Raw genomic sequence first — 20192 nt, forward strand, 5'->3', positions numbered from 1 at the left:
CATTACTTGTTAAACATCGGTATTCGCGAGGAGTTAAGGTTTGCCTTGCATCCGACTACATACGGAAGATGCCAAATTTGCTGTCTGGTATCGGCGCATTAAGCGCAGCAGACAGAGCAATGCCGACAACATCACGGGTTTTCGCAGGGTCAATAATGCCGTCGTCCCACAAACGAGCACTGGCGTAGTATGCATGGCTTTGAGTCTGATATTGCACCGCAATTGGACGTTTGAACGCTTCTTCTTCCTCCGCGCTCCAGCTTTCACCTTTGCGAGTTTTGATATCGCGGGTCACTTGCGCCATCACGCCAGCCGCTTGCTCTCCACCCATGACGGAGATGCGCGCGTTTGGCCACATCCACATCATGGTTGGATCATAAGCGCGGCCACACATGCCGTAGTTCCCAGCGCCATACGAGCCACCAATCACTACGGTAAACTTCGGTACGTCTGCACATGCCACAGCGGTTACCATTTTCGCGCCATGTTTTGCGATGCCTTCGGCTTCATATTTTTGGCCGACCATAAAGCCCGTTATGTTCTGCAAGAAAAGCAGAGGAATTTTGCGTTGTGCGCACAGCTCAATAAAATGCGCGCCTTTTTGTGCTGATTCCGAAAATAGAATGCCGTTGTTAGCGACAATGCCAATCGGCATACCGTGAATATGGGCAAAGCCACAGACCAAGGTTTCGCCGAACAAGGCTTTAAATTCATCGAACTGGGAATCATCAACAATTCGGGCAATGACCTCTTTAACATCAAACGGCTTTTTGAGATCGGTTCCGACGATGCCGTACAGCTCTTGGGCAGGAAAACGTGGTTCCTGTGGTGCTTTTTGCTTGAGTTGAACGGGTTTCAAGTGGTTAATTTGAGAAACGGCTTGTCTTGCCAACTCTAACGCGTGGTGATCATTTTCTGCGTAATAGTCCGCCACACCAGAGGTGCGACAATGAACGTCTGCGCCACCAAGATCTTCCGCGCTGACTTCTTCACCTGTCGCTGCTTTTACAAGAGGTGGACCTGCCAAAAAAATCGTGCCTTGTTCTTTGACTATGATGGATACGTCGCACATGGCAGGAACATAAGCGCCGCCAGCGGTACATAGCCCCATGACCACCGCAATTTGTGGAATGCCTTTGGCCGACATACGGGCTTGGTTGTAGAAAATACGGCCAAAATGGTCTTTATCTGGGAATACCTCATCTTGGCGGGGTAGGTTAGCGCCGCCAGAATCGACTAAGTAAACACACGGCAGTTGGCATTTTTCTGCAATTTCTTGTGCTCTTAAGTGCTTTTTCACGGTGAGTGGGTAGTAACTGCCGCCTTTTACCGTCACGTCGTTCGCGACGATCATGCACTCAGTGCCGTCAATCACACCCACACCTGCAACCACTCCAGCACATGGAACGTAATCTGGATACACATCCCAGCCAGCAAATTGACCAATTTCTAGAAAGGACGAACCAGGGTCGAGTAGGGCAAGAATGCGCTCACGTACCGGAAGTTTGCCTTTCTTCTGCTGATGCTCGCGGGCTTTCTCACCGCCACCATCTTCGATTTGCGCAGTCACGGTATAAAGTTGATCTACAAGTGATGCCATAGAGCGGTAGTTTTCCTGATACTGCTCTGAATGGGTGTTAATATTGGTCGTCAAACAAGCCATAAATAGCCGATCTCCATTCGGTAGACGGGTGTCACCACCCGTCTTTATTTAGGTTGAATAAGATTTAGATTGAATAAGGAAGTTGTTTCGAGTTCGAACCGCCTAGGTATGATGATTAGGCGCTTTCGTTAAACAATTCGCGACCAATAAGCATGCGGCGAATTTCTGAAGTGCCCGCACCGATTTCATACAGCTTGGCATCTCGCAACAAACGGCCCGTATCAAACTCGTTGATGTAGCCGTTACCGCCAAGTAGTTGAATCGCATCCAGTGCCATCTTGGTTGCCAGCTCTGCGCTGTAGAGGATCGCGCCAGCAGAATCTTTACGTGTGGTTTCACCGCGATCACAAGCGGCAGCGACGGCGTAAACATACGCTTTAGCGGCATTCATTTGTGTGTACATATCCGCGATTTTTGCTTGAACTAGCTGGAATTCACCGATGGATTTACCGAACTGTTTACGGTCGTGAATGTAAGGCACAACGATATCCATACACGCCTGCATGATGCCAAGTGGGCCGCCTGCAAGCACCACACGTTCGTAGTCGAGGCCGCTCATCAATACTTTCACGCCTTGGTTTTCTTCGCCGAGAATATTCTCCGCAGGGACCTCGCAGTTTTGGAAGACCAGCTCACACGTATTCGAGCCGCGCATGCCCAACTTGTCGAGTTTTTGTGCTTGAGTAAATCCAGGGAATCCGCGTTCCACAATAAATGCCGTGATGCCTTTGGAGTGCTGGCTTGGGTCGGTTTTTGCGTAGACAACATAGGTGTGTGCATCAGGGCCGTTGGTGATCCACATTTTGTTGCCATTTAATAGGAAAATATCGCCTTTACGTTCGGCTTTAAGCTGCATAGAGACCACATCAGAGCCGGCGCCGGGTTCACTCATAGCAAGGGCGCCGATATGTTCACCGGAGATGAGCTTAGGTAGGTATTTCTCTTTTTGCGCTTGTGTACCGTTACGGTGGATTTGGTTGACGCAAAGGTTGGAGTGAGCGCCGTAACTTAACGCAACCGAAGCGGATGCTCGGCTGATTTCTTCCATAGCGATAACGTGGGCGAGATAGCCCATGCCTGCACCACCAAACTCTTCGCTGGTGGTCACACCTAAAAGACCCATGTCACCTAATTTGGACCAAAGATGGTTTGGAAAGTCGTTAGTTTGGTCGATAGATTGCGCTAGCGGCGCAATTTCTCTTGCAGCAAAACTATTGATTTGCTCGCGAAGCAAATCGGTATTTTCGTCATAAACAAAGTTCAGGGAAGAGTAGGTAGATTTCATTGCGTGTCCTTGCCTTTACGTCACCTACATCCCAGAGTTGAGGTGTTAGGTGACTTTTTCGCCTTTCATGGATCTCAGTGTGTTTTGGCATCGCAACTGCGCAGCATTTAACTCCATCATTACCGCTTGAATGTCGTTTGCTTGCTGTTGCAATGCTGCCTTCTTCTCTTCGATCAACCGAATCATATAGTTCAACTGCTCAGTACTTTGATCGGTATCGTAGAGTTCAAATAACTCTTTGATATCTGCAAGAGAAAAGCCCAATCGCTTACCTCGCAAAATCAGTTTTAGTCGAATTCGATCGCGACCATTGTAGATTCGAGTGTTGCCTTTACGTTCTGGAGTTAGGAGACCTAAATCTTCGTAGAAGCGAATGCTTCGAGTAGTAATGTCGAACTCTTTCGCGAGCTCGCTGATCTTAAATGTGTTCATTCCTTAACCTTACGACTTTCGTATAACATTCACATGAATATACAATTCGTTAACGTTAAAGTAAACAAACAACATCCACTCTTGAGCCTTGATATCACTCGCATTTACTCAAAATCAAAGAGTCACTCGAACAAACAATAACCTCAAACTTGACGTTAACGTAAATGTTAGTATAGTTATGACGTAAACGTCAACAAAAGGTTAATGGAATGAAAAATGAAACATGGATTGTAGCCGCTAAGCGAACGCCTATCGGCTCTTTTCAAGGTGCATTAGCTTCAACAGATGTCACGGAACTTGGTGCGAAAGCCATTCAAGGGGCGCTAGCCGAAAGCCAACTCGATGTGCACAAAATAGACGAAGTGTTGATGGGATGCGTTTTACCCGCCGGTGTGGGGCAAGCGCCTGCAAGACAAGCAAGTCTTAAAGCTGAAATGCCACAATCGATTGGTTGTACGACACTGAACAAAGTTTGTGGATCGGGTATGAAAACCGTCATGCTGGCATATGACCTTATTCAATCTGGTAATGCGCATGCTGTCATCGCTGGTGGCATGGAAAACATGTCGTCTTCTCCTTATCTATTAAAGAAAGCGCGTGATGGTTTCCGTTTAGGTCACGAGCAAGTGCTTGATCACATGTTTTATGACGGGTTGCAGGATGCCTACCAAGGCGAGCTGATGGGTGTCTTTGCAGAACAGACGGCGCAAAAGTATCAGTTCAGCCGTGAAAGTATGGATGCCTGGGCGCAACAGTCGGTGACTCGTGCGCAGCAAGCAATCGAACAAGGTTTGTTCAAAGAAGAGATCGTGCCTGTTAACGTAAAAAGTCGACGCGGCGAAACCCTGGTTGTAGATGATGAGCAACCGAGCAAACTCGACGTCACTAAAATTCCTACCTTACGCCCTGCGTTTGCCAAAGATGGCGGCGTAACCGCAGCAAACTCTAGTTCCATTTCGGATGGTGCGTCGGCAATGATCTTAGTCGATAGTGAGTTTGGTCGTCAGGAAAACCTTCAGCCTCTAGCCAAAATTGTCGCGTACAGCACGCATGCAAGACAGCCTGATGAGTTCACCATCGCACCAGTCTTCGCGATTGAATCGCTGCTGGAAAAAACGGGCTGGGACAAATCAGACGTGGACCTTTGGGAAATCAATGAAGCGTTTGCAGTTGTAACGCAGTACGCAGTGAAAGCGCTTGAGTTGGATGCAAGCAAAGTGAATCCACGTGGCGGCGCATGTGCGTTAGGCCATCCAATTGGTGCAAGTGGTAACCGAATCCTCGTCACTTTGATTCACGCTCTTAAACAGGCAGGCGGCAAACGCGGTGTCGCATCACTTTGTATTGGTGGTGGCGAGGCAACCGCTATCGCGATTGAAATCTGCTAAATCACTCTCAACAAAGTTTCACTTACATAACAGTAGTCAGTAACAAGCTGAAAAATACAAGGATGTCATCATGACAGAACAAGTAAAGCAGTATATCGGTGGTGAATTTGCCATCTCCGATTCAAAACAATGGCTAGATGTAACCAACCCGGCAACCAACGAAGTGATTGCACAAGTACCTTGTGCCACGGAATCGGAAATGAATGCGGCGATTGCCAGCGCAACAGAAACGTTCAAACGCTGGAAAGAAGTTGCAGCGCCGGAGCGTGCGAGATTGATGTTGCGCTACCAACATCTGTTAAAAGAGCAACACGATGAGTTGGCGATACTGCTTTCAAGTGAGACAGGCAAAACCCTCGCGGATGCAAAGGGTGACATTTGGCGCGGAATTGAAGTGGTAGAGCAAGCTGCAAACATTTGTAGCTCAATGATGGGCGAAACGGTGGAAAACGTCGCGACCAATATTGATGGTTACTCTTACATTCAACCGCTCGGTGTTTGTGCTGGCATCACACCCTTTAACTTCCCTGCGATGATCCCATTGTGGATGTTCCCGATGGCGATCGCTTGTGGCAACACCTTTATTCTAAAACCTTCGGAACAAGTTCCGCTGACTGCAATGAAATTGGCGGAGCTGTTTGAACAAGCTGGCGCACCAAAAGGCGTATTGCAAGTTGTTCACGGGACCAAAGAGCAAGTCGACCGCATTCTGACTGATCCAGTCGTTCGTGCGATCTCTTTTGTTGGCTCTGTGCCCGTTGGTGAGCACATCTACAAAACAGGTACAGACAACCTGAAACGCGTGCAGTCATTTGCAGGTGCTAAGAACCACATGGTCATCATGCCGGATGCAAACAAACAGCAAGTCATCAATAACCTAGTTGGTGCGTCAGTTGGTGCTGCAGGCCAACGCTGTATGGCGATTTCGGTTGCCGTATTTGTCGGCGAAACCAAAGAATGGATTCCAGAGCTTAAAGAGGCGTTAGCTCAGGTTCAGCCTGGCGCGTGGGATGATGAAACCGCCGGTTATGGTCCACTGATTAGCCCTCAAGCGAAGCAGCGAGTGGTGAATCTGATTAATGAAGGCAAAGCGTCAGGCGCGAATTGTGTTCTGGACGGGACAGAGTGCCAAGTACCTGGCTTCCCGAACGGTAACTGGGTGGGGCCAACACTGTTTACCAACGTGACCACAGACATGTCGATTTATCAGGAAGAAATTTTCGGGCCTGTGCTGTTAACTATGGAAGTGGATGACCTAGATGAAGCGATTGAACTGATCAATGCAAACCGCTTTGGTAATGGTACGTCTATTTTCACGGCGAACGGCGCTGCCGCGAGAAAGTATCAACACAATATCGAAGTAGGTAACGTAGGCATCAACGTTCCGATTCCGGTGCCATTGCCATTTTTCTCATTTACTGGGTGGAAAGGCAGCTTCTACGGCGACCTGCATGCTTACGGTAAACAAGCGGTTCGCTTCTACACCGAGACGAAAACGGTCACCGCGCGTTGGTTTGAAGATGACATTCCAAGCGGTCCAAACATGACCATTCAACTTAGCTAATTACTGGATTAGCGACACCTCTAGCCAAGCGCCACCGTTTAAGTGGGCTTGGCTCGGATACAAATGCAACGAATTAGACCTTAGGACTTCAAGATGGATTTTGAATTAAACGAAGATCAACTCGCGTTTGCCGAAGTAGCAAAGCAGTTTGCAGACCAAATGTTAGCGCCTCATGCGGCCGAGTGGGATGAAAACCATCACTTCCCTAAAGATGTACTGCGTCAGGCGGGTGAGCTGGGCTTTCTGAGCATCTATACGCCGCCAGAGCATGGTGGCTTAGGGTTATCTCGTTTGGATGCGGCGATCATTTTCGAGCAGTTGGCTATGGGTTGTACCGCGACTACTGCGTTTATGACCATTCACAACATGGCGACGTGGATGATCACCAGCTTTGCCAAAGCAGAAGTGGCGCAGCAATTTAGCGCGGATCTAATTTCGGGTGAAAAGCTCGCTTCCTACTGTTTAACCGAACCTAATGCCGGCTCTGACGCCGCTTCTCTAACGACTAGCGCAGTGCGTGATGGCGATGAGTTTGTCCTCAATGGCGCAAAAGTGTTTATCTCGGGTGCGGGTGATACAGATGTTCTCGTCGTGATGGCGCGTTCGTGTGGTGAAGGAGCGGGTGGCGTTTCTGCATTCGTTGTTCCTGCTGATTGCGAAGGCATTAGCTACGGTAAAAAAGAAGCCAAAATGGGTTGGAACTGCCAGCCAACTCGCATGATTACCTTCGAAAATGTCCGCATTCCGGCTGACTATCTGTTGGGTGAAGAGGGAGAAGGCTTTAAGTTCGCCATGCTTGGCCTTGATGGTGGTCGAATCAATATCGCTACTTGTTCCGTCGGTACTGCGCAACAAGCACTGAACGAAGCCAAGCAATATATGAACGAACGCAAACAGTTCGGCCGTTCACTGGCGCAATTTCAAGCGTTGCAGTTCAAGCTTGCTGATATGGCGACTGAGCTGGTCGCTGCGCGTCAAATGGTGCGACTCGCTGCCGCTAAACTCGATGCCCAGCACGCAGAAAAAAGTGCGTACTGTGCCATGGCAAAACGCTTTGCTACTGATGTGGGCTTTAAAGTCTGCGATCAGGCGCTGCAAATTCACGGTGGCTATGGCTACATCAAAGAATATCCAGTCGAGCGCCATTTCCGAGACGTTCGTGTTCACCAAATTCTTGAAGGTACCAACGAAATCATGCGTCTGATCGTCGCAAGACGATTACTAACGGAAGGCGTTGAGCTGCTTTAGTCAGCGAGACACAGCCTTACCTAAAGAAATTAAAAAGGACTGAAAGATTATGACGGCACAAATCAAATTAGAGCGCGAAGCGCATATTGCCAAGCTCACGATTAGTAATCCGCCAGCGAACACTTGGACGCTTGAGTCTTTGAATCAGCTAAAAGAGTTGGCAATTGAACTTAGTAATGATCGCTCTATTTATGCGTTGGTTTTAACAGGCGAAGGCGAGAAATTCTTTTCTGCTGGAGCAGATCTTAATAACTTTGCATCGGGTGATAAATCACAAGCAGCAAACATGGCGTTCGCATTTGGTGAAGCGTTTGAAGCGCTTTCTGCATTCGATGGGGTTTCTATCGCAGCGATTAATGGTTACGCGATGGGCGGCGGTCTGGAAGTGGCGATGGCGTGTGACATTCGTATCGCAGAAGAACAAGTACAAATGGCACTTCCTGAAGCATCGGTAGGTTTGTTGCCGTGTGCGGGTGGGACGCAAAACCTGACCGCGTTGGTAGGTGAAGGTTGGGCGAAGCGTATGATCCTGTGTGGCGAGCGTGTGACGGCCGAGCGAGCGGAAAAAATTGGGTTAGTCGAAGAGGTGGTGGCGAAAGGTCAAGCACTCGAAGCGGCTATGGAGCTAGCACAGCGTGTTGCAGGTCAATCACCGAAATCTGTGTCTGCGTGCAAAACGCTAATTCAAGGTCGACGCAGCCAAACTCATGCAGCTGGATTGGTTTTGGAGCGTGAACTGTTTTTACAGCTGTTCAATACACAAGATCAGACTGAGGGTGTGAATGCGTTTTTGCAAAAGCGCAAGCCACAATGGACAAACAGCTAGCGGAGGCCAAATGACAGGTACAGTAAATGTTTCAAAACTTGAGTGCGCTGATGGCTCTGTTATTGGTGTGCTGGAGCTGGATAATCCAGCTGCTCTCAACGCGTTGAGTTACGTGATGATTGAGAAGTTGTACAAACAGCTTAGTGAATGGCAAACGGACGACAGCGTCGTCGCGGTATTCTTGCATGCTCAAGGTGAAAAAGCGTTTTGTGCTGGTGGCGATATTCAAGCGATCTACCGTGCACTTGAAAACAAAGAGCAAGACTTTGATTCTGCGTTTTCAGCGATGGAAACCTTCTTTGACCTCGAATATCGCTGTGACCATCTTATTCATACTTATCCAAAACCGATCATCGCGTGGGGACATGGTTATTTGATGGGCGGGGGAGTTGGCCTGTTTATGGGTGCCAGCCATCGCGTAGCAGAAACCACCACACGCTTTGCAATGCCAGAGATTAAAATTGGCCTTTACCCAGATGTAGGCGCGACGTACTTCCTGAACCAGTTGCCAAAACATTTGGCACTGTTCTTAAGTTTGACTGCTTGCCAAATTAACGCAACAGATATGAAAGCGTTGGGGTTAAGCCAATGGATTGCACAGCCAGAAAACAAGCAAGTGCTGCTGGATCTGCTTGCATCGGTAAGTTGGAAAGGTGAAGCGAACATCAACGAAAAAATCGCCACTACGCTGCGTTCGGTACACGTGGACGAGCCAACCGAAGGGATGTTGATGCCCTATGCGGAATTGATTGAGCAGTTATGTTCGGGTGACTTAGCGTCAATTGTTGATGCAATCAGCCGTGCTAACGTTGATAACAAGTGGTTCGTCAATGCGCAGAAGTCACTGAACTATGGCAGTCCGTTGTCGCTCAGTATCACTTATCAGCAGTTAACGCAGTATCAAAACCTCTCTTTGAAAGCGTGTTTTGATATGGAATTTAACCTAACACTACGTTGTGGCTTAGAAGGTGATTTTAGAGAAGGGGTTCGTGCGCTGATTATTGATAAAACCAATCAACCGACTTGGCAACATCGCACGGTTTCTGACGTAACGCCACAAGTTTTGGAGCGCTTCTTCTCGCCAATTGACTCAGCAGAATACCCACTGACCGCATCGTCGGTAGCTATAGCGGCACTTTAGTACAAGGAAGAAATACGATATGGACAAAATTGCATTTATTGGCCTTGGTAACATGGGTGCGCCTATGGCTAAGAATCTACTCAAAGCGGGCTTGAATGTCGAAGTATTTGATTTGAACCCAAGCGCAGTTGAGGAGTTGACCGCATTGGGCGCTTCAAGTGCCGATTCCGTTCAGCAGGCAGTACAAGGTGTGGAGGTGGTTGTCACTATGCTGCCAGCGAGCCAACACGTTCAAAGCGTTTATCTTGGTCAAGATGGCATCTTAGATAGCGTCGAATCAGGCACCTTGCTGATTGATTCATCCACCATCGATCCTACGACTGCTCGTTTGGTTGGCGAAAAAGCATCGCAACTTGGTATCAGTTTTGTTGATGCGCCAGTATCTGGTGGCGTTGCGGGCGCAGCAGCAGGTACGTTAACTTTCATTGTTGGCGGCTCACAAGAGAACTTTGTTCAAGCCAAAGCGGTGCTTAGCCACATGGGTAAAAACATCTTCCATGCTGGTGATGCTGGAGCTGGTCAGGTGGCGAAGATCTGCAATAACATGATGTTGGGCATTTTGATGAGCGGCACCTGTGAAGCACTCAATTTAGGGATGGAAAACGGACTCGATCCCAAAGTGCTTTCCGACATCATGTTGCAAAGTTCAGGGCGTAACTGGGCGCTAGAGCTTTATAACCCTTGCCCAGGTGTGATGGAAAATACGCCTGCAAGCAATGGTTATCAAGGCGGCTTTATGAGCCAGTTAATGGCTAAAGATCTGGGTCTTGCGATGGAAGCGGCGGTTGCCAGTCAAACATCAACGCCAATGGGCAGCTTGGCTCGTAATCTGTTTAATTTTCACAACGGTCAGGGCAACGGGCAAAAAGATTTTTCGAGCTTGTTTGAGTTCTACCAAAAGCAAAATCAGGCCTAAGGAGCGCTTATGGAGTTAGCAAATAAGGTCATTGCGATCACGGGGGCAGGGCAGGGGCTGGGTAAACAAATGGCACTGTCACTGGCGGAAAATGGCGTTCATCTTGCGCTTATCGACCTCAATTCAGATCAACTGGCTGAAACGAAAGCGGAATGTGAATCTCTCGGCGTTACCGCTCGTTTTTATGTGACGAACGTGACTGACGAACAGCAGGTGTGCACTGCTTTTGAGCAAATTGAGGCAGATTTCAAGCAGCTCAATGGCGTTATCAATAACGCAGGTATTATGCGTGATGGTATGTTCATTAAAGTCAAAGATGGTCAGGTTAACACGATGTCGCTGGAACAATTTCAGTCTGTTCTAGATGTGAATGTAACAGGCACTTTCCTGTGTGGCCGTGAAGCGAGCAAGGTAATGCTGAACACCGATAGCAAAGGGGTTCTGATCAACATATCCAGCGTTGCGCGTGCCGGGAATATTGGTCAAACCAACTATTCAGCATCTAAAGCGGCGGTAGCCACCATGGCAACGGTGTGGGCGAAAGAGTTAGGGCGTTTCGGAATTCGCTCAGTGGCGATTGCTCCGGGTGTCATCAAAACTGCCATGACAGACCAAATAAAACCTGAAGCGATGGAACGTTTAATCGGAATGATTCCGGTTGGACGTTTAGGTTTGGCGGATGAAATTTCATCGACCATAAAATACGTGTTAACCAACGAATTCGTGACCGGAAGAGTGTTCGAAGTCGATGGCGGAATGCGAATGTAACCCCTTCTGCAACATAAAAAAGGGGAGCGAGTTTGATTGTCCGCTTCCTTCCATTTTCTCCTTTCTTTTATTGCTTCTATCTGAAAAATGTATTGGATGCATGGTCGACTGCTATCTCATCGAACGGTATAAAAATTGATTCTATTTCTAATGTGAATGGTTAGTTCTATATTGCTTGTCATGTAAATGTATCAACTCACAACTAAGACGATCTTTTGTCTCACTAACGAGATCGTCATTCTTGGTGTGTAAAAAACATTCTTATTGGTCATATTGTAACCGAAAACTATTTCGGCATCTAAAGATGGTGATTTATTATTCAGCGCAAAATACATGGGAATATGAGGCTGACTGAATAACCTTCAGTTGTCTTAATAATAAATAATCAGAATTCTCAATTACACTGAAGTAACTACCCATTAGGGAAGAGCAATAATGTCACTATTTCATTCGCTTAGGACGATGCCGCTATTATTGGGGTGTCTGTGTTTTTCTGTTCAGGCCTCCACAGAAAAGGTGGAACAGGAAGGTAAGTTTTTACAGTCGTTAGAAGGCATCGAAAATCAAATTTACGCATTACCTCAGAGTTCTTTAGCTTTGATTGAAGCGTTAGAAGAAGAGTCTTTACTACAAAACCAACCAACAGCGCTGTTGGTGCGTTACTGGCTTGCCAAGGCCACGGTTTTAGAGCTGCTAGGGCGCGTAGAAGAGAGTCAGAGTGTCGTTCAAAAAGGATTGGAGCTTGTGCGTCCACAGAGCCATGAGTATCTCCTGTTTAAGTTGATTCAGATGCGAACTATGGTTGGAAAGAGCGATATCGATACCGCGCTTTCTGCGTTGGATAGCTTGTTGGAAACATCGCGTGAGAATGGTGATAAGCAACTTGAATCAGAAATCCTGTTGCTAAAAGGACGCTATTACGATGAGCAAGGTGAGTTTAAAAAATCCTATGCTGCACTTATGTCGTCCATGGATGTGGCTGAATCTTCAGGTGTTCACGGGCTGGTCGAACGTGCAGCACTAGAGCTAGGTGACGTACTTGTCAAAATTCAGGGTTACGACCGATCTGAGGCGCTTTTGGAACAAGCATATCGCTATTTTAGGGATAGGCGTATGTCGTTCAATGAGTTGTTGAGCGTTTTGACGATAGCGAAACTTCATAAAGCACAGTTCCAATACGAAGAGGCGATAGCGTCATATCAGCGAGCGTTAAAGCTGGCTCAAATTATCGGTGATGGACGCTTTAGATTTCGAGTTAACCTTGAACTTGCAGCTTTATATCGCGAGACGAATCAAGAAAAGAAGATGGTTAACCACTTGAAGCTGGCGGAGAATTTACAGTACAGAGAAACGTCTAGCGCGTATTTGGCAACATTTAAGTTGTTACAAGCCGAATATATGTTAGAGCAGCAGCAATTTGAAATACTTTTAGCGATGATCGCGCCAATGCTGCCGGAGATTATAGAGAGTCGATACGTCAAGCAACAGCAAATGGAGCTACTAAAAGTCGCCGCTATGGCCTATGCGGGGAGCAATGACTTTAAACTAGCATTCGAAACTTACGGTAACTATCACGATAAATTTATCCAATTTAGTAATCAAAGAGAAGTTGAAAATCTTGAGCGCCAGCAGACGTTATTTGAATTGGAACGACTTGAATATGAGAACGAAGATCTCAACTGGAACAATGTGTTGCAGCGTATGGAGCTAGAAAATAACCGTCGTACTTTTTACTTATTGGGTGAAGCGCTACTTGCGCTCATCGGTGTTCTATTTTTGATGGCGGTAGTATTTCTCGTCGTCAATCGCTCGCGTTTGAGAATGCGTCGCCTCGCAAAGACAGACACATTGACAGGGTTGTTCAATCGCCGTTTTTTAGAGGACTGGTTCACTAAGCCAGTAGAAGTGAGGCGTGAGCGAAAAGAGAAACCGGTACCTCAATCTAAGCAAGAAAAGATACAACACTTTGTTTTTGAGCAAGTCGAGCAAGTTAAGTACGGTTATCTAGCTTTAAATAAATGGGTAGATAGCAAACTCGATAAACAGAAAATGGTGCCAAATAAACCACAATCGGGGCCAGTAACTTTAGCGTTAATCGATGTGGATTATTTCAAGCAGGTAAATGATACCTATGGGCATGTGTTTGGAGATACCGTACTAACGGGCGTTGCCAAAGTGTTGGAGGAAACTGTACGTGAGAACGACATTGTTGCTCGCTTTGGTGGGGAAGAGTTTGTTGTTGTTATGCCCAATACAGACCATAAAAACGCCCTTATTACTGCAGAACGTTTACGTAGCGCTTTATCCCTACATGGCTTTGTTACGGAACAGAAAGAAGAAGTGAGAGTGACCTGTAGTTTTGGAGTCGTTACCACTGAAGATAATGAGATGAGTTTTAAATCACTTTGCGATCAGGCCGATAAATTGCTTTATCAAGCGAAAGCGAACGGACGCAACTGCGTGAAAGGTCGCTCGCTAGCGTAACAGAAATCAAGAGTTCAGGCTCATCGCACGATGAATCTGAACTTATCCCTCCCATTTACTTTGATAGCCAAGTGACTTTGAGATCCTTGCTTCGAATATAAAACGCTGAATCTAACATCTTAAAGTCACTTGGCGATATTACTTAAAAATGGCTTAAGGATATCGAATCGCATATTCATGGCGTTCAATATAACCTCTCTCTTTGCCTTCTTCACCTTCAAAGTGCGAATGCCACTTGTGTCTACAAAACTATAACAAACTAGTGTGTCTATTCTTTGTACAAATAAACCGTGTACAGGTGAAATGATTAGTGGTCGATATAAATTTTTTGTGGCACAGATTTTTGTTGTTCAAAAATCAACTCGTTCATAATCGTTTTAAAAATAGAGTAAGAGTTAAGTATTTGATTTTGTTTTTCTTGTTTGTTTGTTCTTAAACTAAAATCTAGTTATCCCGACAAGTTCTTACCGAGCGATTTTTCGTACACCCTCAACTTTTCATCCTTTTTTACTAACATTTTTCTTTAAAAATAATTTGAGTTCGAATTAATTTTCAGGCATTTTATATTTAACTAACCGTTCAATTAAAAATAACAGGGACGCAAAATGCCAAAGGTGGGGATGCCTGAAATCAGAAAACCGCAGCTTGTGAAAGCGACAATGTCAGTGATTGATAGAGTCGGTTTACACGCGGCGAGTATTTCGTTAATCAGCAAAGAAGCCGGTGTATCAACGGGGATTATCAACCACTATTTCGGTGGTAAGCACGGATTGCTGGAGGAAACGATGCGAGAAATCTTGCGTCAGCTTTCGTCCACTATCACACAGAAGTTACGTGAGCTGCCAAGTGATGCTCATCACCAAAGAATTAATGCAATCATTGACGGTAACTTTGTCGGCTATCAGGCAGAAAACCAAGTTGCTAAGACTTGGCTGGCGTTTTGGTCGTACTCAATGCATGACGAGCAGCTCAAGCGTTTACAGCGTGTCAACGAACGACGTCTATTGTCCCACCTAAGAAAAGAACTCAAAGCATTATTAAATGCAGAGCAGGCTGAATTGGTTGCTCATGGTATTGCATCACTTATTGATGGAATTTGGCTGCGCGGAACGCTCAACCCGCAAGGCATTGATGCAGAAAGAGCGAGAATCATCATCAACGATTATCTCGAAAAACAACTTACGTTTTATTCTGAAAAAATATAAAAGTTACAGGTCTTCAAAATGGAAATGAAAGCACACTATATCAATGGTGCGATGTACGACGGGTGTTCAGATGAACACTTCACCACTTACAATCCGGCGAATGGTGAGCCATTGGCCAACATTAAACAAGCGAACCAAGACGATCTTCAAGCAGCGATTGAATCGGCAAAAAAAGGTTTTGCTGCATGGTCGGCGATGACTGCGATTGAGCGCAGCCGTATTTTACACAAAGCCGTTGCCATTTTACGTGAGCGTAATGACGAGTTGGCTGCATTGGAAGTGGCAGATACTGGTAAGCCCATTCAAGAAGCTATCGCGGTTGATGTCACAACAGGTGCCGATGTTCTTGAGTACTACGCTGGCCTTGCTCCAAGTCTACAAGGTGAACAGCAGCCGCTCAGCGACGATCAGTTTTTCTATACACGTCGTGAGCCATTGGGCATTTGCGCGGGTATTGGCGCTTGGAATTATCCAATTCAAATTGCGATGTGGAAATCGGCGCCAGCACTGGCTGCGGGCAACGCAATGATCTTCAAGCCATCAGAAGAAACACCATTAACGGCGCTTAAGCTCGCCGAAATTTATTCAGAAGCGGGCATGCCAGATGGCGTATTTAATGTCGTGCAAGGGGATTACCGAGTAGGACAGATGCTAACGGCGCATCCTGATATCGCAAAAGTTTCATTCACGGGTGAGTCAGGCACCGGTAAAGTCGTCATGAGTGACAGCGCTAAGACACTAAAACAAGTAACGATGGAGCTTGGTGGTAAGTCTCCACTGATTATTTTTGATGATGCGAAGTTAAACGATGCCGTTTCTGCGGCCATGGTGGCGAACTTCTACACCCAAGGTGAGGTTTGTACGCACGGTACACGTGTATTTGTCCATGAAGGTATTTATGACGACTTTATCGCACAGCTTAAAGCCCGAACCGAGCTGTTAGTCGTCGGCGATCCGCTTGATGAGAACACGCAAATTGGCGCGCTAATCTCTAAAGATCATGAATCGAAAGTTCTAGGAGCGATTGAAGCCGCGAAAGCGAGTGGCGCGACGTTACTCACTGGCGGCTACAAAGTAACAGACAATGGCCTAGCTAATGGTAACTTTGTTGCTCCAACCGTATTTGTCGATTGCGATGATGACATGAGCCACGTTCAACAAGAAATCTTTGGCCCGGTAATGTCAGTCCTAAAATTCCGCGATGAGTCGGAAGTGATTGCGCGTGCAAATGGCACAGATTATGGCTTAGCGGCAGGTGTATTTACTCAAAACCTATCTCGTGCGCACCGTGTGATCCATCAAATTCAAGCGGGTATTTGTTGGGTGAACACATGGGGTGACTCACCTGCAGAAATGCCAGTTGGCGGCTACAAGCAATCAGGTGTTGGCCGTGAAAACGGAGTTGAGACCCTTAAGCATTACACACAAACGAAGAGTGTTCTGGTTCAGCTAAGCGACTTCGAAAGCCCTTACAAATGATACTACTCATAGTAGATAACTGACCACTTTAGCTTGTTAAAATGCTCGATAACTACGTTGTCAATTTTGATTGTAGGTTAACTACTTATCGAAAATTTCCGCCTTGTTCTCAAGCATTTTTCCTACGCTAATTTCGTTCACTTATCTAGGGTGATTAGTATTAACTCCTAGGAGAATAAAAATGCAACAACACTACGATTACATCATCGTCGGTGCGGGTTCGGCCGGCTGTGTGTTAGCGGATCGCTTAAGTGAAAGTGGTCAAAATTCGGTCCTATTACTCGAAGCGGGTGGGTCGGATAAAAGTATTTTTATCCAAATGCCAACAGCGCTTTCTTACCCGATGAACACTGAAAAATACGCGTGGCAGTTTGAGACGGTTGAAGAGCAAGGGTTGGATGGTCGCCAACTTCATTGTCCTCGCGGAAAAGTTCTGGGCGGTAGCTCATCTATCAACGGCATGGTTTACGTTCGCGGACACGCTTGTGACTTTGACCAGTGGGAAGAGGAAGGCGCGAAAGGCTGGAATTATCAGTCGTGTTTGCCTTATTTCCGTAAAGCAGAGTCTTGGATTGGTGGTGCTGATGAATATCGGGGCGATCACGGTCCAGTCGGCACATGTAACGGCAACGATATGAAGCTCAATCCACTGTACCAAGCTTTTATTGATGCAGGCAAAGAAGCGGGCTACCCAGAAACAAAAGATTACAACGGTTATCAGCAAGAGGGCTTTGGCCCAATGCATATGACCGTCGACAAAGGCGTACGCGCTTCGACCTCTAATGCATACTTAAGCCGCGCTAAAAAACGCAAAAACTTCACCCTAATGAAGAGGGTGACGGTTCATCGAGTTTTATTAGAAGAAACTGGTTCAGAAGGAAAGAAAGCGGTAGGCGTTGAATTTGAAAAGTCAGGTTCAATTCAGCAATGTTTTGCGAATAATGAAGTGATTTCGAGTGCGGGTTCGGTTGGCTCCGTTCAGCTGTTGCAGCTTTCAGGCATTGGCCCTAAGGCAGTATTAGAAAAAGCGGGCATTGAGGTGAAACACTCGTTGGAGGGGGTAGGTAAAAACCTGCAAGATCACTTAGAAGTGTACTTCCAATATCACTGTAAGCAACCTATCACGCTCAACAGCAAATTAGGTTTGGTGAGCAAGGGCTTGATTGGTACTGAGTGGATATTAACTCGCAAAGGCCTTGGTGCTACTAACCACTTTGAATCGTGTGCGTTTATCCGCTCTCGAGAAGGGCTAAAGTGGCCAAATATTCAATATCACTTCTTGCCAGCGGCAATGCGTTATGACGGGCAAGCTGCTTTTGATGGTCATGGTTTCCAAGTGCACGTTGGACCTAACAAGCCAGAAAGTCGCGGGTCGGTCGAAGTTGTCTCTGCGAATCCGAATGATAAGCCGAAGATTGAGTTTAACTACATTTCCACTGAACAAGATAAGCAGGATTGGCGTGATTGTATTCGCCTTACTCGCGAGATCCTCAATCAGCCAGCCATGGATGAGTTTCGTGGGGATGAGATCCAACCCGGTCTGAACATCACAACGGATGAACAGATTGATGAATGGGTGAAGCAAAACGTCGAGAGTGCTTACCATCCATCTTGTACCTGCAAAATGGGCGCAGATAATGACCCATTAGCCGTCTTAAATGAGCGATGCCAAGTACGCGGTATTCAAGGCTTGCGTGTGGTGGACTCTTCTATTTTCCCAACCATTCCGAACGGTAATTTAAATGCGCCAACGATTATGGTGGCAGAACGCGCCGCGGATATGATTTTGGATAACGCCCTAGAAACGTCGAACAACGTACCAGTTTGGATTGCACCGGACTGGCAAGAGATGCAACGAATGCATCCGCCAAAAAGAGATCTCGATTCGATCTCATAAAATGAAAAAGTCAGTAATCATTACAAGGAATTCAACATGTCTAAGATGACAAAAATCTTCTCAACAATTGCACTAAGTACTTTAGCAACAGGCGCTTACGCCAACCAATGTGAAACGGTTCGTTTCGCAGATGTAGGTTGGACTGACATCACAGCGACCACTGCCGTTACATCAGAGTTACTTAAAGGGTTGGGGTACAAAACGAAGACCGATCTTCTGTCTGTGCCTGTAACTTACTCCTCTATGGCTAATGGCGATATCGACATTTTCCTAGGTAACTGGATGCCAACGATGGAAGGTGATATCGCGAAATACCGTGATGCAGGTACTGTTGAAACCGTACGCGCGAACCTCGTTGGCGCAAAGTACACGCTAGCGGTTCCAAAATACGTTTATGACGCAGGCGTAACCAACTTCGCTGACCTAGTAAAACATGCCGACAAATTTAAAGACCGCATTTACGGCATTGAACCAGGAAACGATGGCAACCGCTTAATTCAGTCAATGATTGATAGCAACGCATTCGGCCTAAAAGATTTCAGCCTAGTTGAGTCCAGTGAAGCTGGCATGGTGTCTCAAGTATCACGTGCCGCACGCCGCAATCAATGGATTGTGTACCTAGGTTGGGCGCCGCACCCAATGAATAGTAACGTTGAAATGGAATATCTAGCGGGTGGTGATGACTTCTTCGGTCCTAACTACGGCGGCGCGAACGTCTACACAAACGTACGTAAAAATTACCTCGCTGAGTGTCCAAATGTAGGTCAGCTAGTGAAAAATCTAGAGTTTAACCTAGAAATGGAAAATGAACTGATGGAAGCGATTCTTAACCAGAAACAGAAGCCATCAAAAGCAGCGCAAGCATGGTTGAATGCAAACCAAGAGCAAATTGAAGCGTGGCTAGAGGGCGTGAAAACGGTAGATGGCCAAGATGCGCTAACAGCTATTACAAACTACTTAAAAACAAACGCTTAATAAGCAGTATTTGAGCTCGTTTTTTTAAAAGAAAGTGGGCAGAGTTTTGCCCGCTTCATTAACACAAAGGTTTTATTTTGAATTTTATTACGGACAACAAACTACCGTTGGGCCAATGGATGGAAACTGGCGTCGATTGGTTAACCATCAATGCATCGGGTTTTTTCGATGCAATCTCTATTACACTTGAAACGATCATTCTTTTCGTGGTGGACATTTTTAAATGGATGCCACCTGCAGCGCCAATCATTATGACGGCGGCAATTGCTTGGTTCTTACATCGCAGCATTCCTCTTGTCGTATTTATCGTGTTGGCCTTACTCGCAATTCTCAACCTTGGTTACTGGCAAGAAATGCTGGAAACCTTTGTCCTTGTGTTTGCAGCGACAACGATTTCCGTATTAATTGGCGTGCCGTTGGGCATTATGGCGGCGCACCGTCCTTGGTTATACACCTTGTTGCGGCCAATACTCGATTTGATGCAGACCGTACCGACATTCGTTTACCTAATTCCAACCTTGGTTCTGTTTGGCTTAGGTATTGTCCCTGGTCTAATCTCGACCATCATTTTCGCTATCGCTGCGCCAATTCGATTGACGTACCTCGGCATTATTAAAGTGCCGGAGGAGCTACTTGAAGCGGGTAAAGCATTTGGTGCCAGCCGCATGAAGTTGCTGTTTAAGGTGGAGTTGCCTGCGGCATTACCAAGTATTATGGCCGGTGTTACGCAATGTATTATGTTGTCTTTGTCTATGGTTGTCATTGCGGCGCTTGTTGGTGCTGATGGGCTTGGTAAGCCAGTCGTACGTGCACTGAATACGGTAAACATTTCACAAGGTTTTGAAGCGGGTTTAGCGATTGTACTCGTTGCCATCATTCTTGATCGCTTGTGTAAAGCACCAAACCAGAAGGAGGCATAAT

At 46.5% G+C, this 20192-nt stretch carries 16 protein-coding genes; 13 read left to right on the forward strand and 3 right to left on the reverse strand.

Features of this window, described 5'->3' with window-relative positions:
* Nucleotides 1-55: 55 nt before the first annotated feature.
* The 3 genes from R8N46_RS06300 to R8N46_RS06310 form a co-directional block, all read right to left on the reverse strand.
* Nucleotides 56-1663, reverse strand: coding sequence for a carboxyl transferase domain-containing protein (locus tag R8N46_RS06300; RefSeq protein WP_104980574.1), 1608 nt, complete (start codon nt 1661-1663; stop codon nt 56-58).
* A gap of 115 nt (nt 1664-1778) precedes the next feature.
* Nucleotides 1779-2948 (reverse strand): isovaleryl-CoA dehydrogenase, encoded by a 1170-nt coding sequence (locus tag R8N46_RS06305; RefSeq protein ID WP_005373245.1) that lies wholly within the window; start codon nt 2946-2948, stop codon nt 1779-1781.
* Nucleotides 2949-2993: 45 nt separating this feature from the next.
* A complete protein-coding gene (locus R8N46_RS06310) occupies nt 2994-3380 on the reverse strand; it encodes a MerR family transcriptional regulator (protein ID WP_005373242.1) in 387 nt (128 codons plus the stop codon).
* A 209-nt stretch (nt 3381-3589) separates the two neighbouring features.
* On the opposite strand from R8N46_RS06310, the gene R8N46_RS06315 reads away from it, so the two are divergent.
* The 13 genes from R8N46_RS06315 (at nt 3590) to choW (ending at nt 20191) form a co-directional block, all read left to right on the forward strand.
* Entirely contained in the window at nt 3590-4768 is a 1179-nt protein-coding gene (locus R8N46_RS06315; RefSeq protein WP_171345619.1) for a thiolase family protein, read from the forward strand.
* Between the two features lie 70 nt (nt 4769-4838).
* Entirely contained in the window at nt 4839-6332 is a 1494-nt protein-coding gene (locus R8N46_RS06320; protein ID WP_171345620.1) for a CoA-acylating methylmalonate-semialdehyde dehydrogenase, read from the forward strand.
* 93 nt (nt 6333-6425) lie between these two features.
* Nucleotides 6426-7580: an acyl-CoA dehydrogenase family protein gene (locus tag R8N46_RS06325; protein WP_005373226.1), complete on the forward strand. Its 1155-nt coding sequence runs from the start codon at nt 6426-6428 to the stop codon at nt 7578-7580.
* Nucleotides 7581-7629: 49 nt separating this feature from the next.
* Nucleotides 7630-8406 (forward strand): enoyl-CoA hydratase, encoded by a 777-nt coding sequence (locus tag R8N46_RS06330; protein ID WP_017633670.1) that lies wholly within the window; start codon nt 7630-7632, stop codon nt 8404-8406.
* 10 nt (nt 8407-8416) lie between these two features.
* Nucleotides 8417-9547, forward strand: a complete 1131-nt coding sequence (locus tag R8N46_RS06335) for an enoyl-CoA hydratase/isomerase family protein (protein ID WP_054577807.1) — start codon at nt 8417-8419, stop codon at nt 9545-9547.
* Nucleotides 9548-9566: 19 nt separating this feature from the next.
* Nucleotides 9567-10463 carry a 3-hydroxyisobutyrate dehydrogenase gene (gene mmsB / locus R8N46_RS06340; RefSeq protein WP_025767888.1) on the forward strand — a complete coding sequence of 299 codons (897 nt, stop codon included), beginning with the start codon at nt 9567-9569 and terminating at the stop codon, nt 10461-10463.
* 9 nt (nt 10464-10472) lie between these two features.
* A complete protein-coding gene (locus R8N46_RS06345) occupies nt 10473-11231 on the forward strand; it encodes an SDR family oxidoreductase (RefSeq protein ID WP_005373217.1) in 759 nt (252 codons plus the stop codon).
* A 462-nt stretch (nt 11232-11693) separates the two neighbouring features.
* Nucleotides 11694-13715 (forward strand): tetratricopeptide repeat-containing diguanylate cyclase, encoded by a 2022-nt coding sequence (locus R8N46_RS06350; RefSeq protein WP_031812775.1) that lies wholly within the window; start codon nt 11694-11696, stop codon nt 13713-13715.
* A gap of 605 nt (nt 13716-14320) precedes the next feature.
* Entirely contained in the window at nt 14321-14920 is a 600-nt protein-coding gene (betI, locus tag R8N46_RS06355) for a transcriptional regulator BetI (protein ID WP_017820329.1), read from the forward strand.
* Between the two features lie 18 nt (nt 14921-14938).
* Nucleotides 14939-16399: a betaine-aldehyde dehydrogenase gene (betB, locus tag R8N46_RS06360; RefSeq protein WP_025767886.1), complete on the forward strand. Its 1461-nt coding sequence runs from the start codon at nt 14939-14941 to the stop codon at nt 16397-16399.
* Nucleotides 16400-16580: 181 nt separating this feature from the next.
* Entirely contained in the window at nt 16581-18296 is a 1716-nt protein-coding gene (betA, locus tag R8N46_RS06365) for a choline dehydrogenase (protein WP_005382647.1), read from the forward strand.
* 36 nt (nt 18297-18332) lie between these two features.
* Nucleotides 18333-19271 (forward strand): choline ABC transporter substrate-binding protein, encoded by a 939-nt coding sequence (locus R8N46_RS06370; protein WP_005382646.1) that lies wholly within the window; start codon nt 18333-18335, stop codon nt 19269-19271.
* 77 nt (nt 19272-19348) lie between these two features.
* The gene (gene choW / locus R8N46_RS06375; protein ID WP_005392552.1) at nt 19349-20191 is read left to right on the forward strand and encodes a choline ABC transporter permease subunit; all 843 of its coding nucleotides are present in this window, start codon (nt 19349-19351) and stop codon (nt 20189-20191) included.
* Nucleotide 20192 lies beyond the last annotated feature (1 nt).

Source organism: Vibrio sp. 1874 (genome assembly GCF_033344395.1).
Lineage (GTDB): Bacteria > Pseudomonadota > Gammaproteobacteria > Enterobacterales > Vibrionaceae > Vibrio > Vibrio alginolyticus.

What these genes read in the sequence shown, in the direction of transcription:
- R8N46_RS06300 (WP_104980574.1), bottom strand. Translation starts at nt 1,663, where the DNA reads ATGGCTTGTTTGACGACCAATATTAACACCCATTCAGAGCAGTATCAG.
- R8N46_RS06305 (WP_005373245.1), bottom strand. Translation starts at nt 2,948, where the DNA reads ATGAAATCTACCTACTCTTCCCTGAACTTTGTTTATGACGAAAATACC.
- R8N46_RS06310 (WP_005373242.1), bottom strand. Translation starts at nt 3,380, where the DNA reads ATGAACACATTTAAGATCAGCGAGCTCGCGAAAGAGTTCGACATTACT.
- R8N46_RS06315 (WP_171345619.1), top strand. Translation starts at nt 3,590, where the DNA reads ATGAAAAATGAAACATGGATTGTAGCCGCTAAGCGAACGCCTATCGGC.
- R8N46_RS06320 (WP_171345620.1), top strand. Translation starts at nt 4,839, where the DNA reads ATGACAGAACAAGTAAAGCAGTATATCGGTGGTGAATTTGCCATCTCC.
- R8N46_RS06325 (WP_005373226.1), top strand. Translation starts at nt 6,426, where the DNA reads ATGGATTTTGAATTAAACGAAGATCAACTCGCGTTTGCCGAAGTAGCA.
- R8N46_RS06330 (WP_017633670.1), top strand. Translation starts at nt 7,630, where the DNA reads ATGACGGCACAAATCAAATTAGAGCGCGAAGCGCATATTGCCAAGCTC.
- R8N46_RS06335 (WP_054577807.1), top strand. Translation starts at nt 8,417, where the DNA reads ATGACAGGTACAGTAAATGTTTCAAAACTTGAGTGCGCTGATGGCTCT.
- mmsB (WP_025767888.1), top strand. Translation starts at nt 9,567, where the DNA reads ATGGACAAAATTGCATTTATTGGCCTTGGTAACATGGGTGCGCCTATG.
- R8N46_RS06345 (WP_005373217.1), top strand. Translation starts at nt 10,473, where the DNA reads ATGGAGTTAGCAAATAAGGTCATTGCGATCACGGGGGCAGGGCAGGGG.
- R8N46_RS06350 (WP_031812775.1), top strand. Translation starts at nt 11,694, where the DNA reads ATGCCGCTATTATTGGGGTGTCTGTGTTTTTCTGTTCAGGCCTCCACA.
- betI (WP_017820329.1), top strand. Translation starts at nt 14,321, where the DNA reads ATGCCAAAGGTGGGGATGCCTGAAATCAGAAAACCGCAGCTTGTGAAA.
- betB (WP_025767886.1), top strand. Translation starts at nt 14,939, where the DNA reads ATGGAAATGAAAGCACACTATATCAATGGTGCGATGTACGACGGGTGT.
- betA (WP_005382647.1), top strand. Translation starts at nt 16,581, where the DNA reads ATGCAACAACACTACGATTACATCATCGTCGGTGCGGGTTCGGCCGGC.
- R8N46_RS06370 (WP_005382646.1), top strand. Translation starts at nt 18,333, where the DNA reads ATGTCTAAGATGACAAAAATCTTCTCAACAATTGCACTAAGTACTTTA.